The sequence below is a fragment of the Brenneria sp. hezel4-2-4 genome (assembly GCF_013155275.1).
GTDB lineage: Bacteria > Pseudomonadota > Gammaproteobacteria > Enterobacterales > Enterobacteriaceae > Brenneria.
The window spans coordinates 326,315-340,031 of record NZ_JABJXS010000002.1 but is presented as its reverse complement, the minus strand read 5'-3'; the positions used below and the strand labels follow the sequence as shown (position 1 = coordinate 340,031).

Below are 13,717 nucleotides of genomic sequence, written 5' to 3'. Positions count from 1 at the left end.
TAAACCGACACCCGCCAATCGGCGGGTGTTTTTTTATGACGGGCCGTCAGCAAGCGGGCTTATTAGTCCAAATACTTCAGCAGTTTGATATCCATTTGTTCCGTTTTCCCTTCAAGCTGGGAAACCAGACGCTGGAAGTGCTCAGTCTGTTCATGCTCTGTCAGCGCCGTCTGGCTTTTCCAACGTTCAAAAAAGACAAAAGCCTCCGGCTTGTCGATCTCTTGATGCAGATCGTATTGCAAGTTACCTGGCTCCTGACGGCTGGGCGCCACAACCTGCCTCAAAGCGGCAGTCACCTCTGCAATAAACTCAGCTTTCGCCTGTACACTGGCGACGATACGGATTTCCATGGTTGTCCCTATTTAATTTATGTTTCGTGTTTAAAAAGAAGGCATAGAGATGCCTATTGGTGATGGTAGCTATAGTAGTTAATTTCAAGCATTCATCAACTAACGGATGCATTCAGGCGGCTTTACACTTATGCTTATTCCCCGCCGTATCCGTCCCAAAACTACTGATCGATGATGTTTTCTACTGACCGCCGGAGCACACTCCATGACCGCACAGCCTGATATTCTGAAAATCCGCCGCCCTGACGATTGGCACATTCATTTACGTGACGATCGGATGCTTGAAACTGTTCTTCCGTATACCAGTCGTTTTTTCGGCCGTGCTATCGTCATGCCAAATCTGACGCCGCCAATCACCAGCGTAGCAAGCGCAATCGCTTATCGTAAGCGTATTCTTGCCGCCATTCCCGCAGGGGATAACTTTCAGCCGTTGATGACCTGTTACCTGACTGACTCACTGGATGCCGAAGAGATTGCAAGCGGTTATGAGCAAGGGGTTTTCACGGCCGCCAAGTTATATCCCGCCAATGCGACGACCAACTCCAGTCATGGCGTAACAAACATCGCCGCTATTTTTCCCATCCTGGAAAGGATGCAGAAAATAGGCATGCCGTTGCTAATACACGGCGAAGTGACCGATCCCGCTGTCGATATTTTTGATCGGGAAGCCCGGTTTATTGAGTCCGTGATGGAACCATTACGTCAGCAGTTTCCCGAACTGAAAGTCGTATTCGAGCACATCACCACCAAAGAGGCCGCACAGTACGTTGTATCAGGCAATGAGTATCTCGCGGCCACCATTACCCCTCAGCATTTAATGTTCAACCGTAACCATATGTTGGTCGGCGGGATCCGCCCACATCTGTATTGCCTGCCGATCCTCAAAAGAAATATTCATCAGCAGGCGCTGCGTGATGCCGTCGCCAGCGGTTGCAATCGGCTGTTTCTCGGTACGGATTCCGCCCCTCATGCTAAACAGCGCAAAGAGTCCAACTGCGGCTGTGCCGGGGTATTTAACGCTCAGGCGGCATTAAGCGCCTATGCGACCGTTTTTGATGAAATGCATGCGTTGGATAAACTTGAAGCATTTTGTTCGTTGAACGGCCCGCGCTTTTATGGCTTGCCCGTTAATGAAGACTGGATCGAGCTGCAACGCAAGCCGGTTACCTTCCCGGAAGAGATTTCGCTGGGAAGTGAAGCATTGATTCCATTCCTCGCCGGGCAAAGCCTTAACTGGTCGGTTAAATAATTTACCGGGCCCAGCGTCTTCCCGATGGGCCTTTTTCTTTTGCGTCAAACGCGTATAAATCTCTCTTTGATGCTTGTTCTCCCCAAAGAATGACTGTATAAATAAACAGTTAAAACTTGGAGGCCATCATGCGTGTAGAAATTACCCTAGCAAAGTCATCTCCCTTGCCGGCAGGCGCCATTGAGGCGCTGACGAATGAACTGGGGCAACGAATTCATCGGCATTACCCCGATATCCCGGTTCAGGTTCGTTATGCGGCGGCCAATAGCCTTACCGTGATGGGCGCCGGTAAAGATGACAAAGAGCGCATATCTGAAATTCTGCAAGAAACCTGGGAAAGTGCGGACGACTGGTTTATACCTGAATAGACTGGTTTCTGAATAATAGTATCGATCGTGAATATTTTACACCATCGTTTTTAGGCAGGGACTCGCTTTATACGCTGTGTTCTGGCATGTTGTTGAGTCTGTTGAAAGATTGGGCTTAAATGATAAGTTATAAGCGCGAATAACGCTCACCATTAGGCTCTCACCATCCTGTTGGTACGACTGAGGATATCTGTTATGGCAGTAGAAAAACCAGAAGAAGCAATGACATTCGGTGAGCTGCTGGCGTTGATTGGTGCCCAGCAGCGCAAAATTGACGCATTGGAGCTTGCATTTTCATCTCTGGTCTTCTGTCTTGATGAAAAAGCAAACCAGCTTCTGATCCATAATCTGAAACTGGAATCTCAAAATGAGAACCGGGATCCGTTGATGAAAAAACACCTGGCCCATTTTGCCGCGACATTAGAGAAAAATGCCGGTTTAAATACCGAATAGCATTTTCATTTTTCCTATTCATTAACAGGATCCGGGGCGAATGTATTTTCGCCCCGGCTGCTTAATTATTAAACAAAAAAATTTTTACACATTTTCTGCAAATATTTCCCATAAATTAAATAAGCGACGATATACTAATAGAGCTCTTCTAAATAAGGAGCCACCTTAAACCTCGTTAGTCACTCATGTTAGTAACTAGTCAATAAGGGGTATTTATGGATAGAAAAAATGAAGTTATTCAGACACATCCTCTTGTAGGTTGGGACATAAGCACTGTTGACAGTTATGACGCCATGATGATCCGCTTACACTATTTAGCCACGGCGGATCAGGCTCCGGACGAAGCGCAAGTTGACCGAACGCTATGGTTAACGACAGATGTCGCCAGACAACTTATATACATACTTGAAGCTGGCATTGCTAAAATCGAATCAACCGACAGTCAGTCCCTTGATTATCGAAAACATTAGTTATTGATATAGTTTGTTAATATTATTATTTTATACCAGATTTATTGATTTTTGATTCACTGTCACCAATAACGGCGCCGTCTTACTGACGGCGCCGTTATTTCAAGCGTTCAACCACATTTCTTTTTTTCTTCTTTGCCTCAGTTATTCAGTTAAAACAATAATCCAACCCAATTTGATACTCACGGCGGGCAGCCAAGGCGACATAATTATTCAATGGATAAAACACATCGCGCTTAGCGATATTTTTTATCCGCCTCGATTTTTCATACCGATGCGATTGAAAAGGTAAGTAATCAAAGGATTTTTACCTCGATAATTACAATAATAAAATTGAATAAGATATGAATTTAAATTCAAAAAAACTGTTCAATGTTGCGCTATTGTTATGATAGATGATTTTATATTGATTTTACGTTTTTATCTGTTTAGCTTTTCCAGGTGCCTATGTTACTCGATCAGGAGCCATCACCATGCTTTGGCGTAATACTACATCTCGTTACGGTCATATCAGCATTCTTCTCCACTGGACTGCCGCACTGACCATCTATGGTATGTTTGCGCTCGGACTTTGGATGGTATCACTGGGATACTATGATGTCTGGTATCACCGCGCGCCTGAAATTCATAAAAGCGTCGGTATGCTGCTTTTTGCCGTTATGATCTTTCGGGTTATCTGGCGCTTCATTTCCCCGCCGCCTCCGCCGCTAAGCAGCTATTCAACCTTTACCCGCATCAGCGCGACGCTGGCGCACATTACCCTCTATGTCGTGCTGTTTGCGATATTAATCAGCGGCTATCTGATTTCCACGGCCGAGGGACAACCTATTTCAGTTTTTGGCTGGTTTTCCATTCCAGCCAGCGTAACCGGTTTGACGGATCAAGCCGATATTGCCGGCACCGTGCATCTTTATCTTGCCTGGGTGGTGGTGGCTTTGTCAGCACTGCACGGTTTAGCCGCATTAAAGCATCACTTTATCGATAGAGATATCACCTTGAAGCGGATGTTGGGTCGCAACATCCCATAACTTTCTGGATTTATGGAGAAATACCAATGCTGAAGAAAACACTACTGGGCCTGACTGTCGCGTCCTTGCTTGCCTCTGCCGGATCGGCGCTGGCTGCCGATTACAAGTTTGATAAGGAAGGCCAGCACGCGTTTATTCAATTCCGCATTAATCATCTGGGCTATAGCTGGATTTATGGCGGTTTTAACGATTTTGACGGTTCGTTTACTTTTGATGAAAACAACCCTGCCGCCGATAAAGTCAATGTCACCATCAATACCAACAGCGTCAATACCAACCACGCTGAACGCGACAAACACATCCGCAGTGCGGACTTCCTGAACGTATCCAAATATCCGCAGGCGACGTTCACCTCGACGGAAGTGAAAAAAGACGGCGATGAATACGATATCACCGGTAACCTGACCTTAAACGGCGTAACCAAGCCGGTTAAGCTGGATGCGAAATTGATTGGTCAGGGTAGCGATCCGTGGGGTAATCATCGCGCCGGCTTTGAAGCAGAAGGCGCGATCAAGCTGAAAGACTTTAATATTACGACCGATCTGGGGCCGGCGTCCCAGGAAGTTGAATTGATCATTTCCGTCGAAGGCATTCGTCAGTAATAATCCACCGCCGAAATGTTGATTAAAGCCCTTTCGACGCCTGAAAGGGCTTTTTTTATCGGGTTACTTCGCTGCGTCGCCCTCCGCAGGCGGCGATGGAATCGCTAATGTCGACTGCAATAATCCTCTCGATTTATTGAAAATCTTCATACCGTTTTCACGCCCGCTGCGCCGCGCGCGTTGCTCTTCCAGTGGAAGCTTGCATTCTTCCTGGCAGCTTGCGCTACAACAGCCTTCATATTTTTCCGCACATGCCGGGCACTGGATAAACAACAAGTGACAGCCTTCATTACGGCAGTTGGTATGGCTGTCGCAAGAAGCGCCGCACTGATGACAATGCGCAATCACTTGATCAGAAATTCGCTCTCCCAGTCGCTCGTCAAACACAAAGTTTTTACCGATAAACTTCAGCGGCAACCCCTGCGCTTTTGCCTGACGGGCATATTCGATAATCCCGCCCTCGACGTGGTAGACATGTTTAAAACCGTGATGGAGCATATAAGCACTCGCCTTTTCACAGCGGATCCCCCCGGTGCAATACATGACGATATTCTTATCACGCGCCGTATTAAGCATTTCCACCGCCATTGGAAGCTGCTCGCGGAAGGTATCCGAGGGAACCTCCAACGCATTTTCAAAGTGCCCGACTTCGTATTCATAGTGATTGCGCATATCAACGAATAGCGTATCGGGATCGTCCGCCATGGCATTGACCTGTTCGGCTTTCAGATACTGACCGACATTCGCCGGGTTAAATGTGGGATCATCAATGCCATCGGCCACGATGCGGTCACGCACCTTCATGCGCAAAACCCAGAACGATTTTCCGTCGTCGTCCAATGCAATGTTCAGCCGTACCTGGTCAAGCGCCGGGTGGGCGCCAAACAACACGGTTTTAAACGCATCAAACTGATTATTCGGTACGCTGATCTGAGCATTGATGCCCTCCGCCGCAATGTAGATCCGCCCAAACACCTTTAGCTGCGCAAACTGGCTATACAGAAGGTCGCGAAATGCTTTCGGCTCATCAATGGTGAAATATTTATAGAAAGAGACTGTGGTACGCGGCTCGGTTTCAGCAAGCATTCGCGCTTTCAGCTCCTCATTGGAAACCCGGTTATGTAACACTGGCATGGTGTACTTTCCTGTCTTCACTGAGGTTAATCGTTACTGTTTACCGCCAGGATTATCCTGACAGACTGAATCGCCCGGCATCATACCCGATAGCGGCATCGCTGTCAGGAGGTCAAATGGCGCTCCCCCCGCGCAATGCCGGTGAAGATCCGTTTCATTAGATAGCCGCGATTCATCCATTTTGCCGCCATTAAAACTGACGAACGCCTCGTTGCCGCTATTGCCATTTTCGATTCACTTATTTTTTGTATAAAAATCAGGCTATAGCGCGCCGCAAATTTGTTTTCTAAGCAAACTCCCGCAATAATCTATCCTATTGAGAGGAAATTCTATTTATCCTTTAACAGTATGAGTGCCTGCAAGCACCAGAATTTGATACTGAGGCCATGACACAAATCCCCGTTTTTAATCGTTCCCTACTGCACCCGCGTTACTGGTTGACCTGGTTGGGTGTTGGCATGCTGTACCTGGTGGTATTGTTACCTTATCCCCTGCTCTACCGTATCGGTACCGGGCTTGGTCATCTATCGATGCGACTTCTGCCGCGCCGTGTTGAAATCACCACCCGGAATATTGAGCTATGTTTCCCTGATATGCCGCTGGCGGAGCGAGACGGATTAGTCAGAAAAAATTTTGAAGCCGTTGGGATGGGAGTAATTGAAACCGGCATGGCATGGTTCTGGCCTGACTGGCGTATAGACCGTTGGTTTACGGTAAAAGGTCTGGAACATATGCATCAGGCGCGCAAGGAAAATCGAGGCGTATTGCTGATCGGTCTGCACTTCCTGACGTTGGAGCTCGGCGCACGCATTTTTGGCATTTATAATGCGGGCATCGGTGTCTATCGCCCCAACGACAACAAACTGATTGACTGGTTACAGACCTGGGGAAGAATGCGTTCAAACAAATCCATGCTGGACCGCAAGGATCTGAAAGGCATGATCCGAGCGCTTAAGCAGGGTGAGATTATCTGGTACGCCCCCGATCACGATTATGGCCCGCGCAGCAGCGTATTCGTGCCTCTGTTTGCCGTTGATAAAGCCGCCACCACGGTGGGAAGTTACATGCTGGCCAAAGCGGCCAAACCGGCGATTGTTCCGTTTGTGCCGCGCCGCCTGCCGAATGGTAAAGGCTATGAGTTATTGATTCAGCCGGCGGAATCAGACATCCCGCTGGAAAGCCAAGAGGCTGCCGCAGCGTGGATGAATAAGATCGTGGAAAAAAATATCCTCTTGGCGCCCGACCAGTATATGTGGTTACACCGTCGCTTTAAAACCCGGCCGGAAGGTGAGCCGTCGCTATATTAAAACGATTCCCCCTCCACGGAGGCTGGCGTGGAGGGCAGGCCGCCCAGCGGCGCTACCCGACTGAAAAACCGCCGTATTTTTATCCATCCATGATGATTATCTTGCCGATAGCCGGTAAGCGGCACATACTTAATGCATTGCCTGCTATGCAATAATTAACTTGTTGCCTTTTCGTTTGCGCTCTCACACAAAAAACACCAACAACATTATCGGAAACTTATGACACCAGAAGCGGAGCCTATTGATTGGAAGCGTAATCTTTATGTTACCTGGTTAGGTTGCTTTTTCACCGGTGCCGCATTCAGTCTGGTTATGCCATTTCTTCCGCTTTATGTGGAGCTTTTGGGCGTCACCGGCCACGAAGCGTTGAATTTATGGTCTGGCGTGGTCTTCAGCATCACGTTTCTCTTCTCCGCCATCGCTTCTCCTTTTTGGGGACGGCTTGCCGATCGCAAAGGCCGCAAGCTGATGCTGTTACGTTCGGCGCTGGGCATGTGCATCGTGATGCTACTCATGGGGCTGGCGCAAAATATCTGGCAATTTCTATTTCTGCGCGCCGCCCTCGGCATACTGGGGGGATTTGTTCCTAATGCCAATGCCTTGATCGCCACCCAGGTTCCGCGCAATAAAAGCGGCTGGGCGCTGGGAACGTTGTCAACCGGAGCCGTCAGCGGCGCGCTTATCGGCCCCCTTATCGGCGGCTATTTAGCGGATAGCTATGGATTACGTCCGGTATTCTTTATCACGGCCGCCGTGCTGTTGGTCTGTTTTCTGATCACGCTGATTTTCGTTCAGGAACGTTTTACCACCATTCGCAAAAAAGACATGTTAAACGGCCGGCAGGTGATGACATCGCTGAAAAACCCCAGGCTGGTTTTAAGTCTGTTTATTACTACGTTAATTATCCAGGTAGCCACAGGGTCCGTCGCGCCGATACTCACGCTGTTCGTTCGAGAGTTGGCGGGACATACTCAAAATCTGGCCTTTATCAGCGGCATGATCGCCGCTATTCCCGGCGTATCCGCGCTGATCAGCGCCCCGAAATTAGGCAAGCTAGGTGATAAAATCGGCCCTGAGCGTATTCTGATCGCCATGCTGATAGTGTCCGTTTTACTGCTTATTCCCATGGCTTTCGTACAGACGCCGTGGCAGTTGGGCGTACTGCGCTTCCTGCTGGGGGCGGCGGATGGGGCGTTACTGCCGGCGGTGCAAACGCTGCTGATTTATCACTCCTCCAATCATGTCGCAGGACGAATATTCAGCTATAACCAGTCGTTCCGTGATGTAGGTAATGTGGCAGGCCCCATATTGGGGGCATCCATTTCCGCCACCTATGGCTTTCGGGCGGTCTTTATCGTTACCGCCTTGATTGTCATGATCAACGTCGTCTACTCCTGGCGAAGTTTACAACGTCGCGCGTCAAGGCTTGAGCTTCCCGGCGACTAACCGACCGATACGTTATCGGGCGTAAAAAAAAGCAACGGATATATATGCCGTTGCTTTTTATCGGTTACGCCCAGCCGTGCATTATTGCTTAATAAACGGCGAGGGTAGATTGCGGTAATAATCGGACCACGCCGCATACTGTTCCGGCATCTGCCATAAACGGTAATGAAGGCGGGATATCGTCACCGGATCGCTCAGCAGCATTAGCCGCTGATTATCGCCGACCTCTTGCGGTTTTCGGCTGAGCGCATCACTGACATTCTGCTCACGCACATCCTCAATAGCCTGACTGAAACGATGGCGGGCCGTCGCCATCGCGCTGGCCAGCGCATTAATCGACGGGTCAAAAACCGCCTGAATAAAGCCATGATCCAGCTTGCGCTGACGGTTCAATCGACAATATTCATCGGTCGCAACCAGTTCGCGCGGCGGCGCATATTCTTCAGGGATCAGTAACAGTTTGGCTCGTTTACAGGCCAGCCCCAATGAAGCCCGGCTGGAATAAACGGAGACGAACGGCGACAGAATCAGTGAGAACACGATGGGGGAAAGCCACCACAGGAAACGCAGGTCCAACCACGCCATCCCTATCGCCCAAACCAGTCCCAACGCTAACTGCGAACCATGGCGAACAAAAGCCTCACCCCATGGCGTAGCGTCATCATCACGCTGTGGCGAGTTCCACTGTACCGACCACCCCAGAAATGCGCTGACCACAAAGACGGTATGAAACAGCATCCTGACCGGCGCTAATAAAACAGAGAACAGCATTTCCAACAGCAGTGAAACAAACAGGCGCAACACACCGCCATAGGCTTTCGCGCCTTTGGCGCACACCAGGATCACGCTTAACAGTTTGGGTAAGAACAACAACACCAGCGTGGTTGAGAATAGCGCGATGGCCAACTCCGGGCGCCACTGCGGCCACACGGGAAATAGCTGTCTGGGTTGCAGGAAATACTGCGGCTCCATCAAGGTATGCACCACCTGCAACGCCGTAGACAGCGCCAGAAACATGAACCATAACGGCGCCGACAGGTAGGACATGACGCCAGTCAGGAACACCGCACGGTGCACCGGATGCATGCCTTTAACCAGGAACAGCCGGAAGTTCATCAGATTGCCATGACACCAGCGGCGATCGCGTTTCAGCTCATCCAACAGGTTAGGCGGCAATTCCTCATAGCTGCCCGGCAGGTCGTAGGCGATCCAGACTCCCCATCCGGCCCGGCGCATCAACGCCGCTTCGACAAAATCATGCGAAAGGATGGCCCCCGCGAATGAACCCTCGCCTGGCAACGGCGCCAACGCGCAATGTTCGATAAACGGCTTCACCCGGATGATGGCGTTATGCCCCCAGTAATGGGATTCGCCCAACTGCCAGAAATGTAGACCGGCGGTAAACAGCGGGCCGTAGACGCGGGTTGCAAACTGCTGGCAGCGCGCATACAACGTATCCATACCCGATGCTTTCGGCGAGGACTGGATAATCCCCGCATTGGGATTCGCTTCCATCAGCCTGACGAGAGAAGTCAGACACTCGCCGCTCATTACGCTGTCGGCATCCAGAATCACCATATAACTGTATTGATTGCCCCAGCGGCGGCAAAAGTCGTCAATGTTGCCGCTCTTGCGTTTTACGCGGCGGCGGCGTCGACGGTAAAAAATACGCCCTGCTCCGCCCACGTCGCGGCAAAGCTCCATCCAGGCCTTTTGCTCTGCGATGCAGGTATCCGGATCGTTACTGTCGCTTAACACATAAATATCGAAGTGCTCGATCATCCCGGTGGCTTCCACGGATTCATACGTGGCGCGCAGGCCGGCAAATACGCGCTCTACATCTTCGTTACAGATAGGCATGATCAGCGCGGTACGATGTTCCGGATTAAGCGGTTCATCGCCAACCGTGGTGGAGGAAATACTGTACTTGTCCCGGCCAATCAGCAGTTGCAGGAATCCCATCAGCGCAGTCCAGAAGCCCGCGGAAACCCAGCAGAATAGAACCGCAAACAGGATAAGAATGCCGCTCTGCAACACATACGGCAGCAATTGCAGGAATGATTGCATCAAGGGCTGATCGGCCATCTCAAACGGGTCGATCAACGCCCAGCCTTGATAGGGCAGGATGGTTTTCATATACCACGTTGCAATCGCCGTCTGAAAAAGCGTCAGAATCAGCAAGACATAGCGCCGGATCGTACCGACCATACGCCATCTGTTTTCAGAGATCGTTTCTTCCGGGCTGGAATGATGGCGAGGCGGAACAGTTCGTCCCAACAGACTTTCCCACCAGCGAACCAGCGGGTTGGTGCGCCAGACATCGGGAAACATCGAAGAACGGGTGATTGTCGGCATGGCCTTCAATGCCGTCCGCCCTTCGGTATCCTTGCCCAGTTGCTTCCCGTCATTCAAACCATCCGGCCAGGCCATTTCCAGACGAGTCTGAACCGAATTCAGCGCAGCATCTTCTTCTCGCTGAATCCTGGCCTGGCTGTCGCCAGACAATGCCTGATGTAATGCGGACTGATCGATATTATCCGACGGCGGTAGTTTTTCGCGCAGAGCCCTTGCCTGCTCGGCAGACAAGGGCAGTTTCCCGATATAATCGAGAGAAGAAGTTGACTTATTCATTAGCAGGTAGCTGATAGCTCCAGGTTTCGGTCAATGTTGTTTCACCATTAACCAACGCTGCTCTCATTTCTGTTGGCTGTTTATTATCTTTCACACGCAGACGCAGCGTCAGACGCCAGCCATTCGTCACCGGATTATAGCGCACGCTGTTTTCCACAATCTCGCCGTTGTCGCCAATACTGGCCTGAGCGGCGACAGGCGTCGCTTCATCCATCGCTTTTAGCGTCGGGCCGACAAAGTCCACGATGAAAGCGATCGTACCGTCGGGCTGGCGAATCAGGTTCGACTGCTTAACATCGCCGGTCGAGCGGCGGGTCTGCTGAACATAGGCGATATCCGGCGAATGCAACTGATCTTCATCGCGGGTGAAATGCAAACGATATCTCAGTTCCAGAGGCTTACCCGTTTCCGGTAAAACATCCGGCGTCCAGAAAGCGACGATGTTATCGTTGGTTTCATCGGCGGTCGGGATCTCAACCAGCTCGACTTTACCTTTGCCCCATTCGCCTTTTGGTTCTATCCAGCCGCTCGGACGCAAATCATAACGATCATCAAGATCCTCATAAGCGGCGAAATCGCGCCCGCGCTGCAACAACCCAAATCCTTTCGGATTCTCCACCGCATAGGTACTGACGGACAGGTGCCGAGGATTATTCAGCGGCCGCCAAATCCACTCGCCATTGCCGGCATGGATCGACAAGCCATTGGAATCATGTAACGCGGGACGGTAGTTCAAGGTTGAAGACGGCTGATTCGGCCCAAACAGGTACATGCTGGTCAGCGGCGCCACGCCCAGCTTGCCCACGTTATCACGCAGGAATACCTTAGATTGAACATCGATGATGCTGTCGCGCCCCGGATAGACCACAAAGCGGTATGCCCCTGTCGCGCGCGGCGAATCAAGCAAGGCATAAATCACCAGATGTTTATCATTCTGTTTCGGACGTTCGATCCAAAACTCGCGGAAGCGCGGAAACTCCTCACCGGAAGGCAACGCCGTATCAATCGCCAAACCGCGCGCGGACAACCCATAAATCTGGCCTTTGCCGACGACGCGGAAATAACTGGCGCCCAACATACTGACGATTTCATCGTCCTTACCCGCTTTATTAATCGGATAGAGCACTTTAAACCCGGCAAAACCGAGGTTCTTCACGGTGTCAGGGTCGTGGTTGACTGAACCAAAATTAAAGTAATCCGCCGAGTATTTAATTTCCTTTACCGTTGTCGCAGTCACTTCATTAATTTTCACCGGCGTATCGAAATACATCCCCTGGTGATAGAACTGTAGCTTGAACGGCGTCTGTAAGTTATTCCAGTATGATTTTTCGTGATTGAACAGAATTTGCTGGTAATCAGCAAATTTCATATCACGGAATTGCGCCGGAAGATTGCTTTTCGGCGCTTCAAAACCTTTCGCCGCCAATTTTTCCGCTTGTTGCGCAACATCATCAATCGAAAATGCCCAAGCCGGTACCGAACTTAAAGACAACATGACTACCGCCGAAAGCCAGCGAAGGCTAGCAACCCGCTGTTTAACTCGAAATTTATTAACCAGCACAACTCCCCCTGTTCGTGTGCTTCAATCAACTAAAATCCATATTAATGGATAAGTTAGCTTTCCGACAACTTGATAAAGATATGGTTCATCATAATAGGTCAGCGTTTAAACAACGCGAACGCCAATAGATGATAAATCGGGTTGATAAGTGGAAAACCGATAAAATTCACCGCTTTCCGCGTTAAAAACGCATCAACCGTCTTTTTCTCAAAATCAGCGCGATATTGACACCGATCGTCGCCGATTACTCCCCAATTCAAACGATGTCGGCAAACCCATTGTTGCCTGAAACAGCTGAAGATTCACTTCCGAAAGCACATACTAAGAAAAGTCTTAATATGTACCGGCCCATTTCGACGCCAACGAGACCAAATACCTCCTTTACCCGGCTTCGGCCATATTCCGTTTGCTGAACGGCGAAATTTATTTATTATCAATGGCGTAACAGCGTTAACGACGGTATTTATCCGTCAGCGATAACGGGCATACCACCGGTGTATACGCTGTTCTTTCATATTCAAAAAACGCCACATAAACATTTATTTAACTAAAAGAGAGTAAATAAGGTACAGTATCACCACTGAATTCGATATAGCTTAATCATCCACGTCATGCTTTTGTCTCTGTTGCGGCGGCGAGGTTTCCCGGCCTGGCTCGGTATCTTTGCCATATTGACCCTTTCCATTGCCCCAGTGATTTCACAAACGCTGGCGTACGGCAATGATGGCACAGAGCAAGCACTAAACACATCGCCGATTTCAGCCGAGCATCATCACGCCGGACATACGCCGTCTGGATCTCACGCTAGTCATCCACAGCATTCGTCTTCCCCTCAGCCAGCCTCCATGACGGATCATGCCGCCTGTGGCTATTGTGTGCTTTTGGCCCACACGCCGGTATTAGCTGCCGTAGATAGCATCATCATTGTGCTGAAACCGTCTATATCCAATATCCAGGCGGTAACGTTCGTATCCCTCAGCATTCCGATCGCCAGATTTGCCTCTCCCGTTCCACGCGCCCCGCCCCATTGAGTCTATCCCGATAAGCCCGTATGCATTTATTACCAAGCCAGACGACGCTATCTTGTTCCGGGTACTGCGTCGCGTTGGTCGTTTTTC

General features: G+C 50.1%; 13 protein-coding genes. 9 read left to right on the top strand and 4 right to left on the bottom strand.

Annotated features, from left to right (window positions below):
• Positions 1–62 precede the first annotated feature (62 nt).
• The gene (locus HOY33_RS05555) at positions 63–350 is read right to left on the bottom strand and encodes a putative quinol monooxygenase (protein WP_172289211.1); all 288 of its coding nucleotides are present in this window, start codon (positions 348–350) and stop codon (positions 63–65) included.
• 205 nt (positions 351–555) lie between these two features.
• On the opposite strand from HOY33_RS05555, the gene pyrC reads away from it, so the two are divergent.
• The 6 genes from pyrC (at position 556) to HOY33_RS05525 (ending at position 4,520) form a co-directional block, all read left to right on the top strand.
• Positions 556–1,599 (top strand): dihydroorotase, encoded by a 1,044-nt coding sequence (gene pyrC / locus HOY33_RS05550; protein WP_172289210.1) that lies wholly within the window; start codon positions 556–558, stop codon positions 1,597–1,599.
• Positions 1,600–1,727: 128 nt separating this feature from the next.
• On the top strand, positions 1,728–1,967 hold the full coding sequence (gene dinI, locus HOY33_RS05545; protein WP_172289209.1) for a DNA damage-inducible protein I: 240 nt from the start codon (positions 1,728–1,730) through the stop codon (positions 1,965–1,967).
• Between the two features lie 195 nt (positions 1,968–2,162).
• Positions 2,163–2,420, top strand: a complete 258-nt coding sequence (locus HOY33_RS05540; RefSeq protein WP_172289208.1) for a hypothetical protein — start codon at positions 2,163–2,165, stop codon at positions 2,418–2,420.
• 215 nt (positions 2,421–2,635) lie between these two features.
• Positions 2,636–2,890: a biofilm formation regulator BssS gene (bssS, locus tag HOY33_RS05535; protein ID WP_172289207.1), complete on the top strand. Its 255-nt coding sequence runs from the start codon at positions 2,636–2,638 to the stop codon at positions 2,888–2,890.
• Between the two features lie 473 nt (positions 2,891–3,363).
• A complete protein-coding gene (locus tag HOY33_RS05530; RefSeq protein WP_172289206.1) occupies positions 3,364–3,918 on the top strand; it encodes a cytochrome b in 555 nt (184 codons plus the stop codon).
• 29 nt (positions 3,919–3,947) lie between these two features.
• Positions 3,948–4,520: a YceI family protein gene (locus HOY33_RS05525; RefSeq protein WP_172289461.1), complete on the top strand. Its 573-nt coding sequence runs from the start codon at positions 3,948–3,950 to the stop codon at positions 4,518–4,520.
• A 63-nt stretch (positions 4,521–4,583) separates the two neighbouring features.
• Here the strand turns inward: HOY33_RS05525 and HOY33_RS05520 are convergent, their stop codons facing one another.
• Positions 4,584–5,654, bottom strand: a complete 1,071-nt coding sequence (locus tag HOY33_RS05520; protein ID WP_172289205.1) for a rhodanese-related sulfurtransferase — start codon at positions 5,652–5,654, stop codon at positions 4,584–4,586.
• Between the two features lie 386 nt (positions 5,655–6,040).
• Between HOY33_RS05520 and HOY33_RS05515 the strand changes: the two genes are divergently transcribed.
• Both HOY33_RS05515 and mdtG read left to right on the top strand, forming a co-directional pair.
• Positions 6,041–6,961, top strand: coding sequence for a Kdo(2)-lipid IV(A) acyltransferase (locus tag HOY33_RS05515; RefSeq protein WP_172289204.1), 921 nt, complete (start codon positions 6,041–6,043; stop codon positions 6,959–6,961).
• 219 nt (positions 6,962–7,180) lie between these two features.
• Entirely contained in the window at positions 7,181–8,407 is a 1,227-nt protein-coding gene (gene mdtG / locus HOY33_RS05510) for a multidrug efflux MFS transporter MdtG (protein ID WP_172289203.1), read from the top strand.
• Between the two features lie 81 nt (positions 8,408–8,488).
• Here the strand turns inward: mdtG and mdoH are convergent, their stop codons facing one another.
• Together mdoH and HOY33_RS05500 are read right to left on the bottom strand one after the other, a co-directional pair.
• Positions 8,489–11,038, bottom strand: a complete 2,550-nt coding sequence (gene mdoH, locus HOY33_RS05505; protein ID WP_172289202.1) for a glucans biosynthesis glucosyltransferase MdoH — start codon at positions 11,036–11,038, stop codon at positions 8,489–8,491.
• On the bottom strand, positions 11,031–12,533 hold the full coding sequence (locus HOY33_RS05500; protein WP_216660411.1) for a glucan biosynthesis protein G: 1,503 nt from the start codon (positions 12,531–12,533) through the stop codon (positions 11,031–11,033). The genes mdoH and HOY33_RS05500 overlap by 8 nt, the downstream gene beginning before the upstream one ends.
• Positions 12,534–13,210: 677 nt before the next feature.
• On the opposite strand from HOY33_RS05500, the gene HOY33_RS05495 reads away from it, so the two are divergent.
• Positions 13,211–13,630, top strand: coding sequence for a DUF2946 domain-containing protein (locus HOY33_RS05495; protein WP_172289200.1), 420 nt, complete (start codon positions 13,211–13,213; stop codon positions 13,628–13,630).
• Positions 13,631–13,717 lie beyond the last annotated feature (87 nt).